Genomic DNA, 24,763 nt, shown 5'->3' with positions numbered 1-24,763 from the left:
GATCTGGATCCCGGGCCGCGCGATCTGTAGAGGGAGGCGGCCCGGCCAACCGGGCGCACCTGGATGAGCGAAGTCTAACGGTCCATGTCGGATTTCTCCGATCTCGTCGCGAAGGCGATCCAGCCGTCGATGACCCGTGAGGAGCGCGAGGCGGTCTACACGGTCGTGCGGCAGGCCGTGCTCCGGCTGCAGGAGCGGGAGGCGTTCCCGCCGGACGACCCGCGGGTCGCCCTCCAGCGCCACCTCGTCGAGGAGACGATCCGCGACGTCGAGGGCGACGTCGCCCGCTACGAATCCCTGCGCAAGCTCGACGCGGCTTTCGCGGCCCAGGCCGAGGCCCACAAGGCGGCCCAGAGCGGGCGGCGCTAGGGCGTCACCGCCGGTCCGCCCCCGTCACGGCACGGGTAAGCCCGGCCCTTCACATCCGTGACGTTCGCCGTCGTCCGGCGCGTCCGCGCCGGGGCCGCTCCGTGGATGCGCGTCAGCCGCAGGCGACGCTCGCCCGGACGCTGCCGGGCTCGGCCACGTCGAGGCCCGCCGACACGTACTCGTTGAGCTTGTTGCGCAGGGTCCGGATCGAGATGCCGAGGATCTTGGCCGCGTGGGTCCGGTTACCGAGGCAGTGGTCCAGCGTGTCGAGGATCAGGTCGCACTCGACCTGCGCCACGGTCCGGCCCACCAGCCCGCGGGTGGCGGCCTCGGCGACCTGGGCGGCGCGCGCGGCCGGCCCCTCGACCGCGAAGGTCTCGCCCTCGGGCGACAGGATCGCCTCCGGGCCGATCGCGTCGCCCGAGGCGAGCAGCACCGCCCGGTGCAGGGTGTTCTCCAACTCGCGCACGTTGCCGCGCCACGGGTTCCGCAGCACGAGCGCCCGGGCCTCCGCGGAGAGCGGGCGGACCGGCATCCCGTTCACCGCGGCGTATTTGCGGGCGAAGTGGGTGGCGAGTTCGAGGATGTCGGCCGGGCGCTCGCGCAGCGGCGGGAGCCGCAGGCCGACGACGTTGAGCCGGTAGAGCAGGTCCTCCCGGAACGTGCCCTTGCGGACCTCCTCGGCGAGGTTGCGGTTCGAGGTGGCGAGCACGCGGATGTCGACCCGTACCGGGGCGGTCCCGCCGACCCGGTCAATGACCCGCTCCTGCAGGGCGCGCAGCAGCTTCGCCTGCAGGCGCACGTCCATCTCGGAGATCTCGTCGAGGAGCAGCGTGCCGCCGTTGGCCTCCTCGAACCGGCCGATGCGCCGGGCGACCGCGCCGGTGAACGCGCCCTTCTCGTGGCCGAACAGCTCGGATTCGAGCAGGGCCTCGGGGATCGCCGCGCAGTTCACCGAGACGAAGGGCTTGCCCGCCCGGTTGGACTTCTGGTGGACGTGCCGGGCCAGCACCTCCTTGCCGGTGCCGCTCTCCCCGGTGATCAGCACCGAGGCCTCGGAGCGGGCGACCTGCTCGGCGAGCTTGACCACCCGCTCCATGGACGGGTCGCGCCAGACGAAGGCGGCGCGGTCGGTGGCGACCGCCTCCAGCACCGCCGCGATCATCTCGGGATCGGGCGGGAGCGGGATGTACTCCTTGGCGCCCGCCCGGATCGCCGCCACGGCGGCCGAGGCGTCCGCCGAGACGCCGCAGGCGACCACCGGCGTGCGGATCCGCTCTCCCTCCAGCGCGGTGACGAGGTCGCGGATCGGCAGACCCACGTCGATCATGATGAGATCGGCGCCCCGCGCGCGCAGGACGGTGAGGCCCTGCGGCACGGCGTCGGCCTGCGTGACGGCGGCGCCGCGCTGCATCGCGATCTTCGAGGCGGTGATCAGCTCGCCGTTGAGCCGCCCGATCATCAGGAGCCGCATGGTTCGTCCCTCTCAAAACCCGCGCGCGGACAGCACACCGGCGTCCGCGGCTGAAAATCACTCACCCTTGACGATCTCGGTCATCGTCACGCCGAGCCGGTCCTCGACGAGGACGACCTCGCCGCGGGCCACCAGCCGGTTGTTGACGAACACGTCGATCGCCTCGCCGACCTTCCGGTCGAGTTCGAGCACCGCGCCGGGCGCGAGCCGGAGCAGGTCGCCGATCGGCATCCGTGCGGAGCCCAGCACCGCCGAGACCATCACGGGCACGTCGAAGAGCTGCTCCAGGTCGGCCGCGGTCTTCGGGGTGGTGGGCGCGTCGCGGATCGAGCCCGCGGCGTAGTCGGTGTCGTGCTCGCCGAGCTGGGGCAGGCTGAAATCGTCGGACATCAGGATCTCCTCACGGGCCCGTCGGCAGGCCGAGGGCGTCGAGCACCGCCGCCTCGATGCGGGCGCGCTCCCGAACGATGCCGCCGTCCGCCCACTCGATGCGGGCGTCGCCCGCCGCCATGTCGGGGTCGCCCAGCACCACGAGCCGGCCCTCGTAGCCGCGCTCGCGCGCGAGGCGCTTCACCAGGGTCTCGGCCTCCTCGACCAAGCCGTCGTGCACCCGCACCACCAAGTGCGGCACGCCGCGCAGGTGCTGGAGCGCCGTCCGGGCCGCCTCGCCGATGCCGGCGAGCGGGGCGGCGTCGAGGGCGTCGCCCGCGACCTTGCGGGCGATCAGCATCGCCACCTCGACCGCCTGCGCCTCGCGCTCGGCGTCACGCGCGTCGGCTTGGGCGATCAGGCCCGCGGCGGCGAGCGCCAGGCGGGTCATGGCGTCGGCGAGCCGGCCCTGGACCTGCGCCTCGGCCTGGACCCGGCCCTCCTGCATGCCGCGAGCATGGGCCTCGGCCTCGGAACGGGCCGCGGTCTCGGCGGCGCGCAGGGCCTCGGCGCTGGGGCGGCCGCTGCGGAAGTCGGTCTCGAACAGGAACGGCTTCGCGCTCCGGGCGGATTGGGCGCTCAATAGACCAGCTCCTCCTCGGCGCTATTCTTGGCGATCATGATCTCGCCCTTCTCGGCGAGGTCCTTGGCGATCTCGGTCATCTTGGCCTGCGCCTCATCCACCTCCTTGAGGCGGACCGGCCCGAGCGAGGCCATCTCGTCCGTGAGGTTCTTGGCCGCGCGGGTCGACATCTGCCTCAGGAAGAAGCCGCGGGTCGGCTCGTTGGCGCCCTTGAGCGCGCGGCACAGGGTCTCGTTGTCGATGCTGCGCAGCAAGGTCTGGACGCTGCCCGGATCGAGTTTCAGCAGGTCCTCGAAGGTGAACATCAGCTCGCGGATCCGCTTGGCCGAGCCGCGGTTCGCCTGGTCGAGGGCGGCGAGGAAGCGGCCCTCCGTCTGCCGGTCGAAGGCGTTGAACACGTCGGCCATCATCTCGTGGGCGTCGCGGCGCTGGGTCTGGGCGATGGTCGACACGAACTCGACCCGCAGCGTCTCCTCGATGTGGCGCAGCGCCTCCTTCTGCACCGTCTCCATGCGCAGCATCCGGTTGAGCACGTCGATGGCGAAGTCCTCCGGCAGGATGGTGAGCACCTTCGCCGCGTAGTCGGCGCGCACCCGCGACAGCACCACCGCCACCGTCTGGGGGTACTCGTTGCGCAGGAACGACGCGAGGATCTCCGGGTCGACCTGGGCGATCGAGGCCCAGACGCGCTTGCCCGACGCGCCCTTGATCTCCGCCATGATCAGCGAGACCTGATCGCTGGGGAAGATCTTGAGGAGCAGCGCCTCGGTCCGCTCGAAGTTCGACGAGATGCCGCCGCTGTTGCCGAGCTTGGTCACGAACTCGATGATGAGCTTCTCGACGGTCTGCGCCTCCAGCGTGCCGAGCTGGACCATGGCGGCGCTGACCTTCTTGATCTCCTCCTCCTCGAGCATCTGCCAGATCGGGGCGCCTTCCTCCTCCCCGAGCATCAGCAGGAGCGCGGCGGCGCGCTGCGGCCCGGGCATCGACGCGAACGAATCGCCGCCCGCCGTCGCCAGCGTGTTCGCCAGACCCAGTGCCGCACCTGCCGCCATCGTGTTGCCCTCGACGCCCTACGCTTCACTCTTCCTGGATCCAGGTGCGCAGCACCTCGACGGTCTCGGACGGGCTCGCCCGGACCATGTCGACCACGCGCTGGACCGTCTCGGCCTGGACCTGGCCGTTGATCTTGGCGAACTCCATCAGCCGCGCGGTCGGGTTGTCGCGGTCGATGACCGTCACGGTCTGGCCCGGACCCGCGACCGCGGCGGCGTCGCCGGGGAGCGCCATTCCGGACGCGGTCAGGACCGGGGCATCCGGGACCGGCGCGAGCACCTGGCGCACCAGGGGGCGGACCACCGTGAGCAGGACGATGAGCGTCAGCAGCGCCAGGACGGCGAGCTCGGCCATGCGCAGCACGTCCTCCTTGGTGGGAGCGAGCAGCGACTGGATCAGCGTGGGCTCGGTGAATTGCGGCACGCTCGGCGCCTCCGCGAAGCGCAGGTTCACCACCTCGATCTGGTCGCCGCGTGCCTTGTCGAAGCCGACGGCGCCGCGCACCAGCGCGGTGATCCTCTCGATCTCGGCGGGCGTGCGCGGGCTGTAAGTCTGCTTGCCGTCGGGGGCGGTGGCGTAGACGCCGTCGAGCACCACGGCGACCGACAGGCGCTTGATCCGGCCGCTCTCGGCGATCTCGGTCTTGGTGACCCGGGAGATCTCGTAGTTGGTGGTTTCCTCGTTCTTGTTGGTCGCGTCCTTGGGCGTCGGCGTCTTGTCGCCGCCATTGGCGCCGGGCAGCTCGTTGCCGACGCTGACCTGTCCCTCGGCATTGCCGGTGACCGCCGATTCGGTGCGGGTCTGGGCGGAGCGCACGACCCGGCTCTCGGGATCGAAGGTCTCGGAGCGGCTCTCGACCCGGTTGAGGTCGAGTTCCGCGTTGACCTGGACGCGCGCCCGGCCCGGGCCGACGATGCCGGCGACGACGTCCTCGATCTGGCCGCGCAGGCGCCGTTCGAGGCCGACCTGCCGGTCCTCGAACCCGCCGGCGACGTCGGCCGCGGCGTCCCGGGCGCCGTCGGCCAGAAGCCGGCCGCGCTCATCGACGATCGAGATCCGTTCGGGCTTGAGGCCCTCCACCGCGGAGGCCACGAGATGGCGGATCGCCCGGACCTGCCCGGAATCGAGATCGCCCATCAGCTTCAGCACGATCGCCGCGCTCGGGCTCTCCCGGTCCCGCTCGAACAGGCGGCGCTCCGGCAGCACGAGGTGGACGCGGGCCGCCTGGACCCGCCCGATCGCCCGGATCGAGCGCGCCAGTTCGCCCTCCAGGGCACGCAGGTGGTTCACGTTCTGAACGAAGTTGGTGGACGAGAACGCGTCGCCCTTGTCGAAGATCTCGTAGCCGACGCCGCCCTGGGTCGGCAGGCCCTTGCCGGCGAGGTCCATGCGCAGCTTGGCGAGGTCCGGGCGGGGGGCCAGGATCGTCTGCCCGGCATCGCCCCGCGTCTCGTAGCGGATGCCGCGGCTGTCCAGCTCCCGGACCACGGAGGCCGAGTCCTGCATCGACAGGTCGGAGAACAGCACGCCCATGTCGGGGCGCGAGACCCGCAGGATGATGAAGGCGAAGAAGCCGATGAGCGTCAGCGTCACCGCCGCCATGGCGGCGATTCGGGCCGGTCCGAACTTCGTGACGAGATCGAGAACCGGCTTCACGGGAGGATTCGCTGCACTCTAACGCTGGCGGACCCCGGCGGCCCGCTCGGCAGAAATTGCCCAGGTCGTGGTTAGCGGGTCGTTAATGCGGGGGTGTCCCGCGGGCTCGGATGCGGGCGCCGGAACGACCGAAGCCGCGCCCGGGGTCCGGACGCGGCTTCGTGAGTCCTCGGATTCGACCGGGCCAGCCCCTCGGCGCCGTCTGAGGTCGTCGCTGCGGGCGGGTGGCCTTCGCGTCGGTCCGGGGCCGCGAAGCGGGTCCCTCGACCAGAGTCGCCGACGCGCCGGGTCCGGCACCCGCGGCCTCGATGAGACCCGGAAGCGCCGGCGGCGTCCCGGGATAGGGGCGCCCGGCACGGGCGCCGCGGATCAGTGACGGTAGTGCTGGATCCGGGTCGTCCGCAGGCCGGCGAGGCCGTGCTGGTCGATGGAGAACTGCCAGCTGAGGAATTCCTCTGTGGTCAGCGTGTAGCGCTTGCACGCCTCCTCCAGGCTGAGGAGACCGCCGCGCACCGCGGCCACGACCTCGGCCTTGCGCCGGATCACCCAGCGACGGGTGCTCGGGGGCGGAAGGTCCGCGATCGTCAGGGGGCTGCCGTCGGGCCCGATCACGTACTTCACTCTCGGGCGGCTCGGTTCGGTCATGATACGCTCTACACTCGACTGACCTGTCGAGCATTGAAGGTACTTGTGCCCGCTTAAGAGATGTTGAAGCGAGTCACTCGGATGTGATTCGTTAAGTGCCACTTGTGGACAACCCGATGGTCTGCACGCTGGACAGCGGCACGCGCTGCGAACCGATCACCAGCACCGGCGACGTTCCGCTGAGATCGACCTCGTCGACCGTGCCCGTGAGGCTCGTATCGACCGAAACGCTCGAGCCGGTGGCATCCGTGGCCGCCACCTTGATCGAGTAGTTCCCGTCGGGCGCGGTCAGGCCGGCCGAGGTCTTGCCGTTCCACGTGTAGGTCTGGCTGCCGGCATTGAGCGCGGTGGTCTGCGTGGCCACGACGTTGCTCTTCGAGTCCAGGACCGTGATCACCGCCTTCGAGGCGGCCCGGGCCGGGTTCAGCGTCCAGGAGGCGGAGCCGCCGGACAGCTGCGAGGCGCTGCCGTCGGCCGACACGGTCTTCCCGATGTAGCTCGTGGCCGAGGCCGAGCTCGCCGATTGCGAGGCGCTCAGGATGCTGTCGAGGCGGTCGTTGGTCTTGAGCTGCTGCTCGACGCCGGCGAACTGCACCAGCTGCTGCGTGAACTGGTTGGTGTCCATCGGGTCGAGGGGGTTCTGGTTCTTGAGCTGCGTGGTCAGCAGCGTCAGGAACTGCGTGAAGTTGCTGGCGATCTCGGTGGCGTTGCCGCTGCTGCTCGTGGACGAGCCCGTCGTGTTCGTCGTGCTCGTCAGGCTCGATATACCGCTCGTCATGCTGATCTCTCCTGTGCCGCGTCCTGGCGCAGGGGCCGGATGCGCGTCGTGTCTGTGTGGGTCCGCGATGCGGGCGCCGCGCGTACCGCCTAGATCCTCATGTCGAGGCCGCCGTAGCCGCGCAGGACGCGGATCGGGGCGACCTCGTGCGGGGCTTCCGCCTGATCGCGCGACCAGCCCGTGCTGCCCCCGCGTGGGGAATCGCCCGGCTGACCGCCGCTGCCGCCGCTCTGGGCGCTTCCGTCGCCCCGCAGCGACAGGTTGATCCCGCCGGCCGAGGGATCGAAGCCGGCCTGGGTCAGCGCCTGCTGCAGCTGGCCGGCGTCGCGCTGGAGCAGCGCGAGGGTCTCGGGCCGGTCGACCACCAAGTGGGTCATGACGCGGCCGTGCGCCTTGTCGATCTCCAGCTTGACGTCGATGCGCCCGAGCTCGGCCGGGTCGAGCCGGATCTGGAACTCGTTGGATCCGCGCAGCGACCTCAGGCCGATGGTCATCGGCACCTGGCCGATCGGGATGGGTGGGTCGGTCTGGAGCGACGCGGTCTGCGTCGGCGCGGCGGTCTCCTGGGCCGCGCGCGTCGTGTCCACGGCCTGGCCGGATGTCGCGGGCGGCGCCGGACCACCCTGCGCCGCCGCGGGCAGCGTCTGAAGCGGACCTGCGCCCTGGCTCGCGTCGGTCAGGGCGGTGAGGAAATCCTGGGCCGCCGCATCGGACGTCGCGGCCGCCGCGCCGCCGGCCGTCAGGCCGTCGACCGGGACGCTGCTCGGTCCGACTTTGCCGGGTTCGTGACCGGCGCCCGCCGATGCCGGAGCGGTCCCGGCGATGCTGGGGACGGCCCCGGCCGCGCGGTCGCCGCCCTGAGCGTTCGTGCCGGAAGGGCCCGCGGCTGCGCCGGTTCCGGAGAGAGCCGCCGAGCCGTCCTGCGCTGGTGCCGTGCCGGTACCCGCATCCGTCTCAGCCTCGGCCTCGGTCTTGACCGTCCCGGTCGCGCCGCCCCCCTCGGACAGCGCGGCGATGAGGGCCAGAAGGGAGGCGGACGGCCCCGAGGCCGCGGGCTGCGCGGGGGCCTCGGCCTTCTGCGGCGGCACCGCCGCGTCGCCCTCGGGGCCTGCGGTGCCGGCCGCCTCGGCGGCCGGATCCTGCCCGGCGGCGACGGCCTCGGAACCCTGCTGCGCGGCGGCTCCCGCCCGGCCGGTCTCGGCGGTGTGCGCCGCGCCCGCCTTCGGAGCCTCGGCGCGCGCGCCCGCGGCGGAGGGCGGTCCCTCGGCCCGCGCGGCCGAGGCCGGCGCATCCGCCGGCTTGGCGAGGCTGACCCTCTTGTCCGCGACCCGGGCCTCGGTCTGAAGCGCCGCATCCCGGGCGCGGTCGCCGGCCACCCGCGCGGCGTCGGCCTGATCGCGCAGGTCGGCCTGACGGGCGCGGGCCGAGGCGGCGACGTCGCGCTGATCGGCGGCGCGGGCCCGCGCCGTCTCGGCGTCGTCGCGGGCCTGGGCCGCGCTCAGGGCGGCGCCGAAGCGGTCCTGCGCGGAATTGCCGGCGCGGGCCGCCACGCCCGCGGCCTCCCAGCCCGAACGCTGCGCCTGCGCGTTCCGCGCGGACGGAATCCACGTGGTGACATCCAAACGATCCGCCGCGCCGCTCGCCATTCCGGACTCCTCTGGGCCGCACAGCAGCAAGGCGCGCGCCACCGTGCCGGCCGGATAAGTCTCTGAAAAATCTCGTTCTCTGCTTGCAGCACGTGGGTCGGACCTGATCGAAGCTGCCGCCCGCCCGGCAGGATCTGCCGAGTGTCCGATCTCGCTGCCCTGGAAAGCCGGGCGAAGTCCCGCTATAGACGGCCCGTGCAGCCAGGGAGCTTCCGGGCCGGCGGCTGCGGACCCTCGCGATGAACGCCCTCGATCTTCCCAAAGCCCCCCACGAGACGCGCGTCGTCGTCGCCATGTCGGGCGGCGTCGATTCCTCCGTGGTCGCGGGCCTGCTGAAGCGGCAGGGCTTCGACGTGGTCGGCGTCACGCTCCAGCTCTACGACCACGGCGCGGCGAGCCACCGCAAGGGCGCGTGCTGCGCCGGCCAGGACATCCACGACGCCCGGGCGGCGGCGGAGCATCTCGGCATCCCGCACTACGTCCTCGATTACGAGGATCGCTTCCGCGACGAAGTCATCGAGAAGTTCGCCGAGAGCTACCTCGCGGGCGAGACGCCGATCCCCTGTGTCGAGTGCAACCGCACGGTGAAGTTCCGCGACCTGCTGGGCCTCGCCCGCGACCTCGACGCCGACGCGCTCGCCACCGGCCACTACGTGGCCAGCCGGGCGCTCCCGGGCGGCGGCCGCGCGCTCCACCGCGCCCTCGATCCCGCCCGTGACCAGAGCTACTTCCTCTACGCGACCACGGCGGAGCAGCTGGACTTCCTGCGCTTCCCCCTGGGCGAGATGGAGAAGACCGAGACCCGCGCGCTCGCGAAGGATCTCGGCCTGTCCCTCGCCGAGAAGCCGGACAGCCAGGACATCTGCTTCGTGCCGCAGGGCCGCTACAGCGACGTGATCGCGCGTCTGCGCCCCGACGCGGCGCGGCCCGGCGAGATCGTCGACCTCGCCGGCCACGTCCTCGGCCGGCACGACGGGATCGTGCATTACACGGTGGGCCAGCGGAAGGGCCTCGGCCTGTCCGGGCCCGAGCCGCTCTACGTCGTGCGGCTGGAGCCGGACTCGGCCCGCGTTGTGGTCGGGCCGCGCACGGCGCTGGCCACGACCCGGATCCGCCTCTCGGACCTCAACTGGCTCGGCGAGGGGCCGGTGGCGGCCGTGCGCGACCTGCCGGTGGCGGTCCGCGTGCGCTCGACCCGTCCGCCGCGCCCGGCGACGCTGACGGTCGGGCCGGACGGCGCGGCCGAGGTCGTGCTCGCCGAGCCCGAGGACGGCGTGTCGCCGGGGCAGGCCTGCGCGATCTACGCGGATGACGGCCCTCGGGCCCGGGTCCTGGGCGGCGGCACCATCCGGCGTGTCGACGCGTTGTCGGCCCGGCCCCGCGAGGCCGCCTGATCTCAACCTCTGGAACCTTCGAACGATGCTGAGCGAGCCGCAGATGGCCGGGCCGAGCACGGCCCTGATGCGCAAGGCCTATGCCCGCTGGGCCCCCGTCTACGACGTGGTCTACGACAAGCTCACCGAGCCCGCGGCCCGCGCCGCCGTCGAGGCGGCGGCCGAGCATGGGCCGCGGATCCTGGAGGCCGGCGTCGGCACCGGGCTGGCGCTGGGCTACTATCCGAAGGCCAGCTTCGTCTGCGGCGTCGACCTCTCCGAGGACATGCTCAAGCGCGCCCGCGCCAAGGTCCGGCGCCGGAACCTGTCCCACGTGAAGGGCCTCCAAGTGATGGACGTCTGCCACTTGGGCTACGCCGACGCGAGCTTCGACGCCGTCGTGGCCCAGTTCCTGATCACCCTGGTGCCCGACCCCGAGGCCGCGATGTCGGAGTTCCTGCGGGTGGTGCGCCCGGGCGGCGGCATCGTCCTCGCCAACCATTTCGGCCAGAGCGACGGCCCTCTGGCCCGGGTCGAGGAAGTCGTGGCGCCGCTCTGCACGAAGATCGGTTGGTCGTCGGACTTCAAGGCGACGCGGATCGAGGCCTGGGCGCGGCGCAACGGCGTCGAGGTCCTGGGATTGAAGCCGACCTTCCCGGGCGGGTTCTTCAAGATCCTGCGGATGCGCAAGCCCGGGTGAGCGAGACCGGCAACGCCCCCGTCGCCGAAGGCCGCGTCGAGAACCGCGAGGGGCGCTGGAAGCGCCTGCGGCGCTGGCTCCCGCTGGCGCTGCTCCTGACGGTGTCGGCGGTGGTCCTGGTCTCGGGAGCCGCGCAACTCCTCAGCCTCGACCGCCTGCTCGCGTCCCGCCTCTGGCTGCGCGGCTTCGTCGAGGCCGGGTATCTCCGCGCGCTGGTCGCGGCCTACTGCCTCTATGTCGGGGCCGTCGTCGTGTCGGTACCGGCCACGCTGATCCTCACGATGGTCTGCGGCTTCCTGTTCGGCATCGTGCCGGGGGCGCTCACCGCGGTCTGTGCGGCCACGACCGGGGCGGCCATCGTTTTCGCGATCGGCCGCGGGCCCGGCGCCGACCTGCTGCGGCGCATGGGCGGCACGCGCCTCGCCGGGCTGGCCGAGGGCTTCCGGCGCGACGCCTTCGGCTACATCGCGGTGCTCCGCCTCCTGCCGCTGTTCCCGTTCTGGGTGACCAACCTCGCGCCCGCCGCCTTCGGGGTGAAGATGCGGGTCTTCGTGCTCGCGACGTTCCTGGGGCTGCTGCCGGGCGCGGTCGTGTACGCCACCACGGGCGCGGGCATCGAGGACGTCGTCGCCGCCCACGAGGCCGCCAGGGCCGCCTGCCTCGCGACGGGGGCGGGCGGCTGCGACCAGGCCCTGACCCTGCGCGCCCTGGTCACGCCCAAGATGGTTGCAGGTCTCGCGATGCTGGCGGTCTTCGCCCTGGTCAGCATGCTGCTGAGCCGCCGCGCCCGACGCGGCTGAGATGCGCCGCCGAGACGCGCGATCCGCCGCCGGCTGTGTTTTTCGGTGTCTGAGGGCGCGTGCAACCGCTTGGAGGGGGATATCGTATAGTGCTCGCCGCCGGGAGCCTGTATTCCCGCCTGCGAATCTGTGGCTTGCGAACATGTATCCCGCGAAGGCCGAACCCGGCTCGAGCTTTCTCAATCCTCTCTCCGCCGATCCTCATCCGCGATGCCGGCGCGGAGCGTGACCGGCGTGTCCCTCGAGTCCCATCAGGCCGCGGCACCGGCGACGCCGGCGCCCGCACCGGCCCGCGACGTCCCCGAGCGGCGCACCGCGCGCCTCGGCCTGTCCGGGCGCCTGTTCCTCGTCACCGTCGCGTTCGTGGTGGTAGCCGAGGTGCTGACCTACGTGCCGGCGGTGGCCAATTACCGGATCGAATGGATGTCCGACCGCCTGGCGGCCGCGCAAGTCGCCGCTCTGGTGCTCGACGGGCGGACCGGCGAGCCGGTCTCCGAGCCGCTCGAGAGCCGGCTCCTGGCCGGCGTGAACGCCCGCGCCATCGCCGTCCGCGGCGGCGGCGCCCAGCGTCTGCTCGCCATCGAGCCCATGCCCGAGCAGGTCGCCGACACCGTCGACCTGCGCGACGTCACCGCCCTGTCGGCGATCCGGGGCGCGTGGCGCACCCTCGTGGCGCCGGTCCACGAGCCGATCCGCGTGGTCGGGGAGGGCGGCATCGGCTTCGACCGGGTCGAGATCCTGCTCGACGAGGCGCCGCTGCGCACCGCCATGATCGACTACGCGCTGCGCCTGCTGGTCTCCTCGCTGATCATCGCGGCGGCCGCCGCCGGTCTCGTCTTCGTGGTGCTGCAGGTGCTGATCGTGCGCCCCGTGCGGCGGCTCGCCACCAGCATCACGGCCTTCGCGGATGATCCGGAGGATGCCGGGCGGATCATCGCGCCGTCCCGCCGCAGCGACGAGATCGGCCAGGCCGAGCGGGCGCTCGGGCGGATGCAGCGCAGCCTCGCCGACCAGCTCCGGCAGAAGCGGCGACTCGCCGAACTGGGCTTGGCGGTCAGCAAGATCAGCCACGAACTGCGCAACCTGCTGACCGGCGCGCAGCTCCTGGGCGACCGCCTGGAGGGGACCGAGGATCCGACCGTGCAGCGCGTGGCCCCCCGCCTCGTCGGGACGCTGGCCCGCGCTATCCGCTTCTGCGAGGCGACCCTCGCCTACGGGCGCGTCTCCGAGCGCGCGCCGCTCCTCACCAGCACGCCGCTGGCACCGGTCTTCGCGGAACTTCCGGATCTCGCCGCGCTGGCGGCGCATCCGGTCAGCGTCCAGGTCGCGGCGGGCGATCTCTCCGTGCAGGCCGATCCGGAGCAGCTCGGGCGGGCGCTGGCCAACCTCGTGCGCAATGCCGTGCAGGCGCTGGACGGGGCGGCCGTGCCGGAGGCCGCCGTGAGCGTGGTCGCTGCCCGCGCGGCACCGGGCCGGGTCACGATCCTGGTCGCCGATAACGGTCCCGGTCTCCCGGCGCGCGCGCGGGAGAACCTGTTCGCGCCGTTCCAGGGATCCATGCGGTCCGGTGGCACGGGCCTCGGGCTGCCGATCGCCGCCGAGCTGATCGGGATCAACGGCGGCACCCTCACCCTCGACGATTGCGAGGCCGAGGGGCTGAGCGGCGCGCGCTTCCGGATCGTGCTGCCGGAAGGCTGACGGGACCGGACCCGCGGGACGTCGCCCCGCTGCCGCTACTCTGCCGCGGCCCGGACGGGCTCCCCGACCCGGATGCCGAGATCGGCCAGCAGCGCCGCGTCGTCGTCCTGCCCGTTATTGGCGGTGGTGAGCAGCCGCTCGCCGTAGAAGATCGAGTTGGCGCCGGCGAGGAAGCACAGCACCTGGGCCTCGCGGGTGAGGCTCTTGCGGCCGGCGCTGAGCCGCACGCGGGAGCGCGGCATCACGATCCGCGCCGTGGCGCACATGCGCACGAGATCGAACGGATCGACCGCCGGCTGGTCCTCCAGCGGGGTGCCGGGCACCGCCACGAGGGCGTTGATCGGCACGCTCTCCGGGTGGGGAGCGTGGTTGGACAGAACCTGAAGCATCGCGGCGCGGTCGGTGACACCTTCGCCCATCCCGACGATACCGCCGCAGCACACGCCGATCCCGGCCTCGCGGACGTTCGCGAGGGTCTGCAGGCGCTCGTCGTAGGTGCGGGTGGAGATGATGTCCTCGTAGAAATCCGGCCCGGTATCGAGGTTGTGGTTGTAGGAGGTCAGCCCGGCCTCGGCGAGGCGTCCGGCCTGCGAGGGCGTGAGCATGCCGAGCGTCACGCAGGCCTCCATGCCGAGGCCGCGCACGCCGCGCACCATGGCGAGCACCGCGTCGAATTCCGGGCCGTCCTTCGGCTGGCGCCACGCGGCGCCCATGCAGAAGCGCTGGGCGCCGGCGGCCTTGGCGGCGGCCGCCTCGGCCAGCACCGTCTCCACGGGCATCAGCCGCTCGCGCGCGACGCCCGCGCCCTTGTGATGGGCCGATTGCGGGCAGTAGGCGCAATCCTCCGGGCAGCCGCCGGTCTTGATCGACAGGAGAGACGCCCGCTGGATGTCGGCGGGGTCGTTGTGCCGGCGGTGCACCTGCGCGGCCCGGAACACGAGGTCCATCAGCGGCAGGTCGTGGATCGCGCGGATCTCCGCCACGCTCCAGTCGTGGCGGATGTCGCCGAGGTCGGGCTGCTGGGAACCGGGGAGGGAAGTCGCGCTCATGCGGTGTTTGAGCCGGATCGGCGGACAGAAATCAAGCGGGCCTCGCGCCCGAACCTCCGACCGAGGGGTCGGTCTGGACGATCATGCCGTACCAGCCCAGCCCGCGATAGGTCTCGTATCCCGGTGTCCGATGGTACGCCGTGACCGTGCCCGACCGCGGATCCCGCACGACTCCGCTCGTCTCGCCGTCCATCCGGCAGGAGACCCGCTCGGTCAGGAGACCGACCTGATCCGAGGCGGCCAGCACCCGGCCGCCGGCATCGACCAGCAGGGCGCGGGTGCGCCCTCGATCTTCCGGCGCGACCCGGATCCCCGAAACGATGGCGTGGGCCTGCGGTGCCCAGTCGAAGTGGATCGCCAGGACGCCGAGCGGTGCGCCGGTCGCCTGACCGCCCGCCCGCACGCTCGCCGCGTAGGTGGCGACCTGCGCGCCGCCCAGCGCATCCTCCTGCCGCACGTCGGCGCAGACGAAGGCGTCGCCGCTCTCCAGGGCGAGCGCCTCCCGGAACCACGCTTCCCCCGCGACGCTCCGGCCCTGCAGTCCCGGGTAGCGATCGGCGCGGCCGGTCGCGAGGATGCGGCCGTCCAGGCCGCAGATCCAGAGATCGAGATAGACCGTGTAGGCCGAGAGGATGATGCCGAGGCGGTCGCCCGCGAAGGCCGCCGCGGCCGGGCCGGGATCGGCCGCGCAGGCGACGACGGCGGCGTCGGTCGCCCACCAGCGCACGTCGCAGGTCCGCTCGTAGAGGTTGCGATCGATCAGCTCGACCGCGTTGAGCGCGAGATCGACCAGGCGTTCTCCCTGGACGCGGCCCGCCATCGTCTCGACGGTGCGCTGCAGCTCGACGATGCGGCCGGACAGGTGAAGCTCCAGCTCGCCGGCGATGACGTCCACGGATTCGCCGAGGGCGCGCACTTCCTGGGCGACGACCGCGAAGCCGCGTCCCTCATCTCCGGCCCGCGCGGCCTCGATGAGCGCGTTGAGGGCGAGGATCTTGGTCTGCGCCGTGATCCGCCGGATCCGGCCGGTCTTCTCCTGCGCCGCCTGCTTGACGGCATCGGCCAGGATCTCGATCGACCTGAGCGTCGGCGGCTCGGACTCCGATCCGGAGGTCCGGCCATTGGGGAAATCAGTTTTCGCACTCATGCCGGGCCCGATCGACGAGGCGGGCATTTTACAGCTATAATATAATACAGTCTTAACCGATCAAGGCCGGCGATATAACTTACAATACTAAAATCAATCCATAATTCAATCGAGAGTATATAGGTCCCGTCGGTCGCGGGTGCCGGGCGCTCGCCATTATCGGTGACGTTGCCCGGGCGCGGGGCCGCCGCCCGGGCTCGGGCGGCGGCCCCGTCTGTCAGTGCGTCGGCTCGCCGGCCGAGACCTTGGCGGTCCAGTCGTCGAAGGCGATGACCTTCTGCCGCTGCTCGCCGAGCCGGTCGATGCGCAGGACCATCTCGTCCCCGGCCTTGAGGTAGCGCGGCGGCTTCATGCCGAGGCCGACGCCAGGCGGCGTGCCGGTGGTGATCACGTCGCCCGGCTCCAGCAGCATGAAGTGCGACGCGTAGGCGACGAGTTGGGGAACGTCGAAGATCATCGTTGCGGTCGAGCCGGTCTGACGGCGCTCGCCGTTCACGTCGAGGCTCATGGCGAGGTTCTTCAGGTCGGGAATCTCGTCGAGGGTCACCAGCCATGGGCCGAGGGGGCCGAAGGTCGGCGCGCTCTTGCCCTTGGTCCAGGTCGGACCGCGGTTCATCTGCCACTCGCGCTCGGAGACGTCGTTGCAGATGCAGGCGCCCGCAACGTAGCTCAGCGCCTCGTTGGCGTGGACGTAGCTGGCGCGCCGCCCGATCACCACGGCGAGCTCCACCTCCCAGTCGGTGCTGTGCGACCCCTTGGGAATGATGACCGTGTCGTTCGGCCCGCACAGGCTGGACGGGGCCTTGTTGAAGATGATCGGCTCCGCGGGGATCGGCGAGCCGGTCTCGGCGGCGTGGTCGGCGAAGTTCAGGCCGATGGCGACGACGTTCCGGGTGCCGCCGACGCAGGGGCCGAGCCGCACGTCCGGGGGCAGCTTCGGCAGGGTCTCGGGATCCAGGGCGCGCAGCCGCACCAGCGAGTCGGGCGCGAGGGCCGGCCCGGCGATGTCGCGCACGATGCCCGACAGGTCGCGCAGCCCCCCGCTGGCATCCACGAGGCCGGGCTTCTCGTCGCCGCTCGGGCCGTGCCGGAAGAGCTTCATGGCCGCACTCCTCATCCTTCCCTGAACCGGTCTGCGCCGGACGCCGGGACCATGGCCGGGCCTCGACCCGGGTGCAAGGCCGGCCGCGTCGGCGTGTCGGTCCGCCGGGTGTCGCCGCAGGGCAACAGGACGGCGGAAAAGTGCAGGGTCGGCGACGTTCGGATATATTGTTCCTGTCGCCATCTCGGTGTGACAGCTCGGATCAAGACTGAAAAATCTCGATCATCACGGGCTTTCGCTCGTGAAGGTGCCGTTTACCGCTCCTTATCTACTACTATTCCTCTCGGTGCCGAAAATGGTCGGGGTCATTGCGGTTCCGCACCCGAAACCGGCACCATGCATGGAAGGTCGCCGCATAACGGGTCTCGAACAATCGACGGCGCCCAGCAGAACGAAGGCTTGGGGGAAGAGATGGGCGGGACGGTTCGCGCTGCGATGCTGGCGGCGACGGCGGTGGTCCTCGGCGCCGGGCAGGTGCAGGCGGGGGCGTTCGGGATCCGGGAGCAGAGCACCGAGGCCCAGGGGCTGGCCTTCGCGGGCGCGGCGTCGGGATCGGGCGGCGTCTCGTCGATGTTCTGGAATCCCGCGACGATCACGATGAACCCGGGCTTCGTCGCGGAGCAGAACTTCACCTATATCGGCCTGTCCTCGGAGATCCGGCCCGCGCCGGGCACCAATCCGGGCTTCGCGCGGCTGGGCGGCTCGGGTGAGCTGGGCCAGGGCGCCGTCGTGCCGGCGGGCGCGACCTCGTACCAGCTGAACGACCGCCTGTGGCTCGGCCTCTCGACCGGCGCCCCCTTCGGCCTCGTCACCAAGCCGCGGGACGTGTGGGCCGGCGAGGTCTACGGACGCTCGTCGCGGATCTTCTCGCTGGCGATCAACCCGGTCATCGGCTTCAAGGTCAACGAGTGGCTCTCGATCGCGGCCGGCCCGAACATCGAGTATTTCCGCCTGACCCTGCGGCAGGCGCTGCCGATCCCCGGCATCCTGCCGACCTCGTATCCGAGCTCCTTCCTCAAGGGTGAGTCCTGGGGCGCGGGCTTCACCGCCGGCGCCACGCTCACGCCCCGCGACGGGACCGTGCTGGGCATCGGCTACCGTTCCTCGGTGCACCACGACATCGACGGCTCGATCGGCGTCCCGCTCGTCGCCCTGGCGCCGCTGGCCGGACAGGTCCGCGCCAAGCTGAACACGCCCGAGAAGCTGAGCGTCGGCCTGACCCAGGCGGTCTCGCCGGTGGCGCGGGTGAATCTCGGCTTCGAGTGGGACAACTGGTCGAGGCTCGGCACCATCGGCATCGTATCGAAGACGATCGGCCTGCCGGTGAACAACCTGCCGCTCAACTACAAAGACGGGTTCACCTACGCGATCGGCGCCGAGTACGACGCGTCGCCGAACCTGACGCTGCGGACCGGCTTCGCCTACGAGACCTCGCCCATCGACTTCCGGAACCGCTCGGTGCGCCTGCCGGACGGCGACCGGTACAACGTCTCGGTCGGCGCCAGCTACCGCTGGAGCCAGCAGCTGACGCTGAACCTCGCCTACTCGCACTTCTTCCTGGACCGCTCGCGGATCCTCGCGGGCATCGGCCGCGACTACAACATCAGCAACATCGCCTTCGCGGGCGTGGTGGATTCCAGCGCCGACATCGTCTCGGTGGGCTTCCGCTACGTCTTCGGCGCGCCGCCGGCCCCGGCCCCGGCGCCGCTCGTGCGGAAGTACTGACGGGCAGCTCCGGTCGTGTCCTTCGCTGCCGCCGTCTTCGCGAGCGGAATGAAGCGATCCAGGGCAGCGCCACGCCGACAGGTGTCGCGCTGCCCCGGGTCACGTCGCTCCACTCGTGATGTCGGGGCGGCTCCGTGACCATCGGGGCCGATCACCCATCGATCCGAGCGCGTCGCGCGCCTCAGGCGCGCATCCGCACGTATGTGCCGGGCGCCGGCCCTAAGGATTGCAGCGCGTCGCCGCCCGGCTGCCGGGCCGGCACCCGCTCCGGGGCCTGCGCCTCAATCCACTGGAACCAGTAGGGCCACCACGAGCCCTTGGTCTCGACCGCGGCCCTGATCCACTCCTCGAGCGTCCCCTTCACGGGGCCGCCGGTCCAGTAGCCGTATTTCGGCTTGGACGGCGGGTTGATCACGCCGGCGATGTGGCCGGAGCCGGCGAGGACGAAATCGACCTTCCCGCCGAAGACCTTCGAACCCTCGAAGACCGACAGCGCCGGCGCGATGTGGTCCTCGCGGGTCGCGAGGTTGAAGATCGGCACCTGGACCTTCCTGAGGTCGAGGCGGACGTTGCCGAGCACCATCCGCCCCTGCGCCAGCGTGTTGTCGAGGTAGCAGTTGCGCAGGTAGAACGAGTGGTTGGCCGCCGGCATCCGGGTGGCATCGGAGTTCCAGTACAGCAGGTCGAAGGCCGAGGGTGCCTTGCCCTTGATGTAGTTGTTCACGACGTAGGGCCAGATCAGGTCGTTCGGCCGGAGCATGTTGAAGGCGTTCGCCATGCGGGCGCCCTCCAGGTAGCCCTGCTCGGCCATGCGCGCCTCGACCTGGCGGATCTGCTCCTCGTCGGCGAAGACCTTCAAGTCGCCCGCGTGGGTGAAGTCGACCTGTGTGGTGAGCAGCGTCGCGCTCTTGATCCGCCGGTTGCCGGTGGCCGCCTGCATGGCGAGCGTCACCGCGAGCAGCGTGCCGCCGACGCAGTAGCCCGCCGCCGTGACCTCGCTCTCACCGGTGGCGACGCCGATCGCGTCGATGGCCGCCTCGATCCCCTCGCGCATGTAGGACTCGAAGTCCTTGTCGGCGTGGCGGGAATCGGGATTGACCCAGGAGATGCAGAAGACCGTCAGGCCCTGGTCGACCATCCACTTCAGGAAGCTCTTCTGCGGATTGAGGTCGAGGATGTAGAACTTGTTGATCCAGGGCGGGACCATCAGGAACGGGCGCCGCAGCACGGTCTCGGTGGTGGGCGCGTACTGGATCAGCTCGATCAGGTCGTTGCGGAACACCACCTCGCCGGGGGTGACCGCCATGTTGCGCCCGACCTCGAACCCGCTCGGGTCGGTCTGGCGCACGCGCAGCTGCCCGCCGCCGGCCGCCAGATCCTCCTCGTACATCTTGAGGCCGCGGACGAGATTGGCGCCGTTCTCCTGCAGGGTGTGGCGGATCAGCTCCGGGTTGGTCGGCAGGAAGTTCGAGGGCGACAGCATGCTGGTCACTTGGCGCAGGTAGAACTGCGCCTTGTGACGCGTGTGCGCGTCGAGCCCCTCGGCCTCGTCGACGAGGCTCTCCGCCCAGCGGGTGGCGAGCAGGTAGGCCTGCTTGAGGAAGTCGAAATACGGGTTGGTCGTCCACTCGGCGTGGGCGAAGCGCGCGTCCCGGGGCTCGGGCAGCGCCACCGGATCGGCGGGCTGGCCCTGCAGGCGCAGGTAGGTCGAGCCCCAGAGCGACAGGAAAGCCTGCGACAGGCGCGCCTGAGCCTCGGCGCTGCGGTTCGGATCGGCGAGCCAGGTCTCGGCCACCTGACCGAGCACCTTGGCCGCCTCGTTCATCTCGCTGCCGGGTGCGGCCGCCTGGCCCTCGGGCCCGAGGAGGCGGGCGACGTTGCGCCCCATCGCCTCGACGAACTGACCGGCATTGCGGGAAATCGCCTCGAAATCCGGCATAGGGGCGACCGTGCCGTCCGGCATCGCGCCGTTCGAGACCGACTTCGGAGGGGCGGTCCGATCCGGCGCCTGCGGGCTCGTCAAACGTGCCTCCCTGTGCTTCATCTGTTGACCCGATGGCGCGGGCCTCGTTTCCGACAAAATAAGGAGCGAGCCAGAGTTTTCGCCAGCCCGGCTCAGGACGTCGCCGAAACATCCGGCCGATCTTTTCATACGCATGTGACGATGGATCGTGCCATTTTGAACCCCGCTATCCGCCCGCATCGCGCCGGTCCGCTGCGCCGCCTGACGCGCGCGGCCGGCCTGGGCGTGCTGGTCGGCGCGCTCGGGGCCTGCTCGGGCGACGTCGTCCGCTCGCTGGCCTCCGATGCAGGCTACGGGCCGCGGGTCGTCGCGGCCCCGGATTTCGTCACGGACACCCGCAGCAAGGCGCAGCCCGACTTCATGCCGGTTGGCGTCGACGCGCCGAAGCGGCCGGTCCGGGCCAAGTCGGTCACGGGCCAGAAGGCCCTGGAGGCGGAGCTGGAGGGTGCCCGCGGCCGCAACGAGGCCCGGGGGCGGGCCGCCGAGAGCGCCGGGCGGGGCGCGGCCGCCACCGTCAAGCCGGCTCCGGCGGCGCAGTAGCCGGCCCTTTTTCAGGGTCGGCGGCGGCCCGCAACTCTGGTAGAGCACGTGGTTCGCCCGACCGGCCCAAACGAGAGACGCCGGATCCGGGACGCGCCGATGGACACGCCCATGACCGACTTCCACCGCATCAAGCGACTGCCGCCCTACGTCTTCGAGCAGGTCAACCGGATCAAGGCTGCCGCCCGCGCGCAGGGCGCCGACATCATCGATCTCGGCATGGGCAACCCCGATCTGGACGCCCCGAAGCACGTCATCGCCAAGCTGTGCGAGACGGCCGGGCGGCCGCGCACGGATCGCTACTCGGCCTCCAAGGGCATCGCGGGCCTGCGCAAGGCCCAGGCGGGCTATTACCAGCGGCGCTTCGGCGTGACCCTGAACCCCGACACCCAGGTGGTGGCGACTCTCGGGTCCAAGGAAGGGTTCGCCAACATGGCCCAGGCGATCACCGCGCCGGGCGACGTCGTGCTGGTGCCGAACCCGAGCTACCCGATCCACGCCTTCGGCTTCCTGATGGCCGGCGGCGTCATCCGCTCCGTGCCGGCCGAGCCGACCCCGGCGATGTTCCCCGCCCTGGAGCGGGCCATGCGCCACTCGATCCCGAAGCCGGTGGCGCTGGTCGTCTGCTACCCGTCGAACCCGACCGCCTACGTGGCGAGCCTCGACTTCTACCGCGACCTCGTGGCCTTCGCGAAGCAGCACGAGCTGATCCTGCTGTCGGACCTCGCCTACGCGGAAGTCTATTTCGACAACAACCCGCCGCCCTCGGTGCTGCAGGTGCCCGGCGCCATTGACTGCACGGTGGAGTTCACCTCGCTGTCGAAGACCTACTCGATGGCCGGCTGGCGGATGGGCTTCGCGGTGGGCAACGAGCGCCTGCTCGCGGCGCTCACCCGGGTGAAATCCTACCTCGATTACGGCGCCTTCACGCCGATCCAGGTCGCCGCGACGGCCGCCCTCAACGGCCCGGACGATTGCATCCACGAGATGCGCAGCATCTACAGGAAGCGTCGCGACGCGCTGGTGGAGTCCTTCGGCAAGGCCGGCTGGACCATCCCGTCGCCCGCCTCGTCGATGTTTGCCTGGGTGCCGATCCCCGAGCGGTACCGGGAACTCGGCAGCCTCGAATTCTCCAAGCTGCTCCTGGAGAAGTCCGACGTGGCGGTCGCGCCCGGCATCGGCTTCGGCGAGTTCGGTGACGAGTACGTCCGCATCGCGCTCGTGGAGAACGAGCAGCGCATCCGGCAGGCGGCGCGCAATATCCGCCGGTTCTTCGACGGCACCGACAAGACGCTGCACAACGTCCTGCCGATGGCCCGGACCGGCTAGACCGGCCCGCGCAAATTGTTGCCGCGGGGCGACAGACGCCGTCAAAGGTGTCGGCGCCCCGCGCCGGCGCTTGTCAGCGCGGGGCGCGATGGCCAGGGTCAGGTGCGGGGGTCTTCCCGCGTCCCGAGTCTCGCATGCGCCGCCTGAACCTCATCGCCGCCCTGCTGCTCGCCGCCGCGGCCTCGGCCTGCGCGCCGAACCCGATCATCGCCCGGGACCCGATCCCTGCGCCAGGGCCGGCGGACGTGTACGCGTGCGACTCGAAGCCGTTGCCGGTCAACGCCTTCACGACCGATTGCCGCCCCGTCCCGGCGAGCCCGCAGGTCGTGCTGCGCGCGCGGGGCTGAACCCGCCCGGAATTTCGGTAACCGGTCGATTCGGACGGGCCGGACAAGCCGCCCGCGATCAGCTAGACTGTAGGCCAGATGCCGGCCCGCCCGGCCCCCTGACGGAGCATCGCGTGAGCACCAAGACCCTGATCGCCGCCGGATTGCTCGCCCTCCTGGCGGGGCAGGGCGCCTCGGCCTCCGACGCCGCCTACCCGCCGGCGCCCTACCAGCCCCGCGCCTTCGTGTTCACCGCCCCGAACGGCCCGACGGTCCTGCAGACCGAGGGCTGCTGCCAGGTGGTGGTGCCGCCGGGCCGGCCCGATCTCGCCCAGCCCGCCGTGCCGGTGGCCGAGGTGATGAACGGCGGCGGCTTCGGCTACACTGGGTTCGACTACTACAACGACCAGATCACCGAGGGGCGGTTCGGCGCGCGCAAGCGGCCGCGGGAGTACGTGATCGCTCCGTCCTACATCGTGCCGCCGCGCTACTGAGCCGCCGGGCGTTCCGGGGCCTCAATCCTTCTGCGGATCGTGGCCCCAGTTCATCAGCGACATCCGCCATGGGGAGTCGGGGTCCTTCCGGGCCTCGCCGCCCTGCTTGAGATGGCGGTGGACGTAGCCCACGACCTTGCGCATGGCGGCGTAGTCGTCGTCCGTCAGGTCGGCCTTCTTGGTGTCCTTGATCGCCAGGATCCGCCGGCCCATCTCGTGCCCGGTCGACTCGCCGCCGTCTTTCTTCTGGCCGACCCCCCGGCTCGCCGCGCTGTCGAGGTGCTTCCTCAGCGCCGCCGGCGTCATGTTGACGGCCTCGTTGAAGTCCTTCCACGTCTCCGCGTGATCGTCCGCCATCCGCCTGCCTCCCGGGCCGTGTCGCTCGTCCCCGACAACGCGCCCGAGGCTCGCCGGCTCGCCGCCATCCCTGCGGTCGGGCGCCGCACGGGCGACGGGCGACGCGGCGGGCGACGTGGCGGGCGACGTGGCGGGGAAGCGTTTACAGGCCGGGTCCCGGGGGGTATCACCCCGACCCGACGAGCTTCCATTCTCTCCCCACACCCCATTCCCGAAAAGCCAGATGCGCGCCGAGATCGAGCAAGCCTCGGATGCCGCCAAGCAGTCTATAGGGCTGCTGAGGAGGCATCTTTGACTGGGATACAGTCGATAAACGCCTCGCGGAGCTGAACGCGGCTTCCGAGGACCCCGACCTCTGGAACGACGCCGAGGCCGCCCAGAAGGTCATGCGCGAGCGGCAGCAGCTCGACGAGGCCGTCACGGCGATCAAGAAGCTGGAGCGCGACCTCGAGGACGGCGCCACGCTGATCGAGCTCGGCGAGATGGAGGGTGACGAATCCTCGATCCGCGAGGGCGAGGCGGCGATCCTAGCCGTCGAGAAGGAGGCCGCGAGCCGGCAGGTCGAGACGCTTCTGTCGGGCGAGGCCGACGGCTTCGACACCTATCTCGAGGTCCATGCCGGGGCCGGCGGCACCGAGAGCCAGGACTGGGCAAACATGCTCCAGCGCATGTATGCCCGCTGGGCCGAGCGCCGGAAGTACAAGGTCGAGGTCGTCGAGATGACCGACGGCGAGGAGGCCGGGATCAAGGGCGCCACGCTCCTGATCAAGGGCCACAACGCCTACGGCTGGCTCAAGACCGAGTCCGGCGTGCACCGTCTGGTCCGGATCTCGCCCTACGATTCCAGCGCCCGGCGGCACACCAGCTTCGCCAGCGTCTGGGTCTATCCGGTGATCGATGACCGGATCGAGATCGAGATCAAGGAATCCGACTGCCGGATCGACACCTACCGGTCGTCCGGCGCCGGCGGCCAGCACGTCAACACCACCGACTCGGCGGTGCGCATCACCCACAACCCCACCGGGATCGTGGTCGCGTGCCAGCAGGAGCGCTCCCAGCACAAGAACCGGGCGACCGCCTGGAACATGCTGCGCGCCCGGCTCTACGAGGCGGAGCTGAAGAAGCGCGAGGAGAAGGCCAACGCCGAGGCCGCCTCCAAGACCGATATCGGCTGGGGCCACCAGATCCGGTCCTACGTGCTGCAGCCGTACCAGCTGGTGAAGGACCTGCGCACCGGCACCCAGTCCACCGATCCGGACGAGGTGCTCGACGGCGACCTCGACCCGTTCATGGAGGCCTCGCTCGCGCAGCGGGTCTACGGCGGCGGCGAGGCGGTCGAGGATATCGACTGAGGCGGCGTGAGCTGCCTCCCCGTCATCACGAGCGCAGCGAAGTGACCCAGGGCGGCGCGCGATCGATCGGCGTGGCGCGACCCTGGATCGCTTCGCTCCGCTCGCAATGACG

The 24,763-nt window shown here is 71.1% G+C and carries 24 protein-coding genes; 11 read left to right on the top strand and 13 right to left on the bottom strand.

Features of this window, described 5'->3' with window-relative positions:
• The first annotated feature begins 84 nt into the window (after positions 1-84).
• Positions 85-369: a hypothetical protein gene (locus ABIC30_RS00515; RefSeq protein WP_020090837.1), complete on the top strand. Its 285-nt coding sequence runs from the start codon at positions 85-87 to the stop codon at positions 367-369.
• A gap of 112 nt (positions 370-481) precedes the next feature.
• On the opposite strand, the gene flbD is transcribed toward ABIC30_RS00515, so the two are convergent.
• The 8 genes from flbD to ABIC30_RS00475 form a co-directional block, all read right to left on the bottom strand.
• Complete coding sequence (flbD, locus tag ABIC30_RS00510) at positions 482-1,843, bottom strand: sigma-54-dependent transcriptional regulator FlbD (protein WP_020090836.1); 1,362 nt, start codon at positions 1,841-1,843, stop codon at positions 482-484.
• 57 nt (positions 1,844-1,900) lie between these two features.
• On the bottom strand, positions 1,901-2,233 hold the full coding sequence (fliN, locus tag ABIC30_RS00505; RefSeq protein WP_012321962.1) for a flagellar motor switch protein FliN: 333 nt from the start codon (positions 2,231-2,233) through the stop codon (positions 1,901-1,903).
• A 10-nt stretch (positions 2,234-2,243) separates the two neighbouring features.
• Positions 2,244-2,855: a FliH/SctL family protein gene (locus ABIC30_RS00500; RefSeq protein ID WP_020090835.1), complete on the bottom strand. Its 612-nt coding sequence runs from the start codon at positions 2,853-2,855 to the stop codon at positions 2,244-2,246.
• Positions 2,852-3,910 carry a flagellar motor switch protein FliG gene (gene fliG / locus ABIC30_RS00495; RefSeq protein WP_020090834.1) on the bottom strand — a complete coding sequence of 353 codons (1,059 nt, stop codon included), beginning with the start codon at positions 3,908-3,910 and terminating at the stop codon, positions 2,852-2,854. Before fliG ends, ABIC30_RS00500 begins: the two co-directional genes overlap by 4 nt.
• 25 nt (positions 3,911-3,935) lie before the next feature.
• A complete protein-coding gene (gene fliF / locus ABIC30_RS00490; RefSeq protein WP_354453617.1) occupies positions 3,936-5,567 on the bottom strand; it encodes a flagellar basal-body MS-ring/collar protein FliF in 1,632 nt (543 codons plus the stop codon).
• 369 nt (positions 5,568-5,936) lie between these two features.
• On the bottom strand, positions 5,937-6,212 hold the full coding sequence (gene sciP / locus ABIC30_RS00485; RefSeq protein WP_007569077.1) for a CtrA inhibitor SciP: 276 nt from the start codon (positions 6,210-6,212) through the stop codon (positions 5,937-5,939).
• 91 nt (positions 6,213-6,303) lie between these two features.
• Complete coding sequence (locus tag ABIC30_RS00480; protein ID WP_020090831.1) at positions 6,304-6,990, bottom strand: flagellar hook assembly protein FlgD; 687 nt, start codon at positions 6,988-6,990, stop codon at positions 6,304-6,306.
• An 89-nt stretch (positions 6,991-7,079) separates the two neighbouring features.
• On the bottom strand, positions 7,080-8,636 hold the full coding sequence (locus tag ABIC30_RS00475) for a flagellar hook-length control protein FliK (protein WP_354453614.1): 1,557 nt from the start codon (positions 8,634-8,636) through the stop codon (positions 7,080-7,082).
• Between the two features lie 239 nt (positions 8,637-8,875).
• Between ABIC30_RS00475 and mnmA the strand changes: the two genes are divergently transcribed.
• The 4 genes from mnmA to ABIC30_RS00455 all read left to right on the top strand — a co-directional run bounded on the left by mnmA (position 8,876) and on the right by ABIC30_RS00455 (position 13,207).
• Positions 8,876-10,030: a tRNA 2-thiouridine(34) synthase MnmA gene (mnmA, locus tag ABIC30_RS00470; protein ID WP_020090829.1), complete on the top strand. Its 1,155-nt coding sequence runs from the start codon at positions 8,876-8,878 to the stop codon at positions 10,028-10,030.
• Between the two features lie 25 nt (positions 10,031-10,055).
• Complete coding sequence (locus ABIC30_RS00465) at positions 10,056-10,709, top strand: class I SAM-dependent methyltransferase (RefSeq protein ID WP_020090828.1); 654 nt, start codon at positions 10,056-10,058, stop codon at positions 10,707-10,709.
• A complete protein-coding gene (locus ABIC30_RS00460) occupies positions 10,706-11,509 on the top strand; it encodes a TVP38/TMEM64 family protein (protein WP_020090827.1) in 804 nt (267 codons plus the stop codon). The genes ABIC30_RS00465 and ABIC30_RS00460 overlap by 4 nt, the downstream gene beginning before the upstream one ends.
• Before the next feature lie 210 nt (positions 11,510-11,719).
• Positions 11,720-13,207 carry a sensor histidine kinase gene (locus ABIC30_RS00455; RefSeq protein WP_020090826.1) on the top strand — a complete coding sequence of 496 codons (1,488 nt, stop codon included), beginning with the start codon at positions 11,720-11,722 and terminating at the stop codon, positions 13,205-13,207.
• Positions 13,208-13,242: 35 nt separating this feature from the next.
• Here ABIC30_RS00455 and bioB read toward each other — a convergent pair whose 3' ends face one another.
• The 3 genes from bioB to ABIC30_RS00440 all read right to left on the bottom strand — a co-directional run bounded on the left by bioB (position 13,243) and on the right by ABIC30_RS00440 (position 16,505).
• Positions 13,243-14,256: a biotin synthase BioB gene (bioB, locus tag ABIC30_RS00450; RefSeq protein WP_020090825.1), complete on the bottom strand. Its 1,014-nt coding sequence runs from the start codon at positions 14,254-14,256 to the stop codon at positions 13,243-13,245.
• Positions 14,257-14,287: 31 nt separating this feature from the next.
• Positions 14,288-15,403: a methyl-accepting chemotaxis protein gene (locus ABIC30_RS00445; RefSeq protein ID WP_106735891.1), complete on the bottom strand. Its 1,116-nt coding sequence runs from the start codon at positions 15,401-15,403 to the stop codon at positions 14,288-14,290.
• A gap of 217 nt (positions 15,404-15,620) precedes the next feature.
• The gene (locus tag ABIC30_RS00440; RefSeq protein ID WP_020090823.1) at positions 15,621-16,505 is read right to left on the bottom strand and encodes a fumarylacetoacetate hydrolase family protein; all 885 of its coding nucleotides are present in this window, start codon (positions 16,503-16,505) and stop codon (positions 15,621-15,623) included.
• Between the two features lie 411 nt (positions 16,506-16,916).
• Here ABIC30_RS00440 and ABIC30_RS00435 point away from each other — a divergent pair, with 411 nt between their 5' ends.
• Positions 16,917-18,230: an OmpP1/FadL family transporter gene (locus tag ABIC30_RS00435; protein ID WP_026604564.1), complete on the top strand. Its 1,314-nt coding sequence runs from the start codon at positions 16,917-16,919 to the stop codon at positions 18,228-18,230.
• Between the two features lie 181 nt (positions 18,231-18,411).
• Here ABIC30_RS00435 and ABIC30_RS00430 read toward each other — a convergent pair whose 3' ends face one another.
• Positions 18,412-20,193, bottom strand: coding sequence for a class I poly(R)-hydroxyalkanoic acid synthase (locus ABIC30_RS00430; protein WP_026604563.1), 1,782 nt, complete (start codon positions 20,191-20,193; stop codon positions 18,412-18,414).
• Between the two features lie 216 nt (positions 20,194-20,409).
• Between ABIC30_RS00430 and ABIC30_RS00425 the strand changes: the two genes are divergently transcribed.
• From ABIC30_RS00425 to ABIC30_RS00410, 4 genes are all read left to right on the top strand, one after another.
• The gene (locus tag ABIC30_RS00425; protein WP_020090820.1) at positions 20,410-20,793 is read left to right on the top strand and encodes a hypothetical protein; all 384 of its coding nucleotides are present in this window, start codon (positions 20,410-20,412) and stop codon (positions 20,791-20,793) included.
• A gap of 111 nt (positions 20,794-20,904) precedes the next feature.
• Positions 20,905-22,122 carry an LL-diaminopimelate aminotransferase gene (locus ABIC30_RS00420; RefSeq protein ID WP_026604561.1) on the top strand — a complete coding sequence of 406 codons (1,218 nt, stop codon included), beginning with the start codon at positions 20,905-20,907 and terminating at the stop codon, positions 22,120-22,122.
• Between the two features lie 134 nt (positions 22,123-22,256).
• Positions 22,257-22,469, top strand: a complete 213-nt coding sequence (locus ABIC30_RS00415) for a hypothetical protein (protein ID WP_020090818.1) — start codon at positions 22,257-22,259, stop codon at positions 22,467-22,469.
• Between the two features lie 113 nt (positions 22,470-22,582).
• Positions 22,583-22,942: a hypothetical protein gene (locus ABIC30_RS00410; RefSeq protein WP_020090817.1), complete on the top strand. Its 360-nt coding sequence runs from the start codon at positions 22,583-22,585 to the stop codon at positions 22,940-22,942.
• A gap of 21 nt (positions 22,943-22,963) precedes the next feature.
• Here ABIC30_RS00410 and ABIC30_RS00405 read toward each other — a convergent pair whose 3' ends face one another.
• Positions 22,964-23,299: a DUF3140 domain-containing protein gene (locus ABIC30_RS00405; protein ID WP_020090816.1), complete on the bottom strand. Its 336-nt coding sequence runs from the start codon at positions 23,297-23,299 to the stop codon at positions 22,964-22,966.
• Positions 23,300-23,522: 223 nt separating this feature from the next.
• On the opposite strand from ABIC30_RS00405, the gene prfB reads away from it, so the two are divergent.
• Positions 23,523-24,651, top strand: a protein-coding gene (gene prfB / locus ABIC30_RS00400) for a peptide chain release factor 2 (protein WP_103984661.1) whose coding sequence is annotated in 2 segments (ribosomal slippage) — positions 23,523-23,591 and positions 23,593-24,651 — 1,128 coding nt in all. Because the reading frame shifts where the segments join, the coding sequence is not laid out codon by codon here.
• Positions 24,652-24,763 lie beyond the last annotated feature (112 nt).

Origin of the sequence: Methylobacterium sp. 1030, from assembly GCF_040544715.1 — a bacterium.
GTDB lineage: Bacteria > Pseudomonadota > Alphaproteobacteria > Rhizobiales > Beijerinckiaceae > Methylobacterium.
The sequence above is the reverse complement of the archived record's forward strand: the minus strand, read 5'-3'. Positions and strand labels throughout refer to the sequence as shown.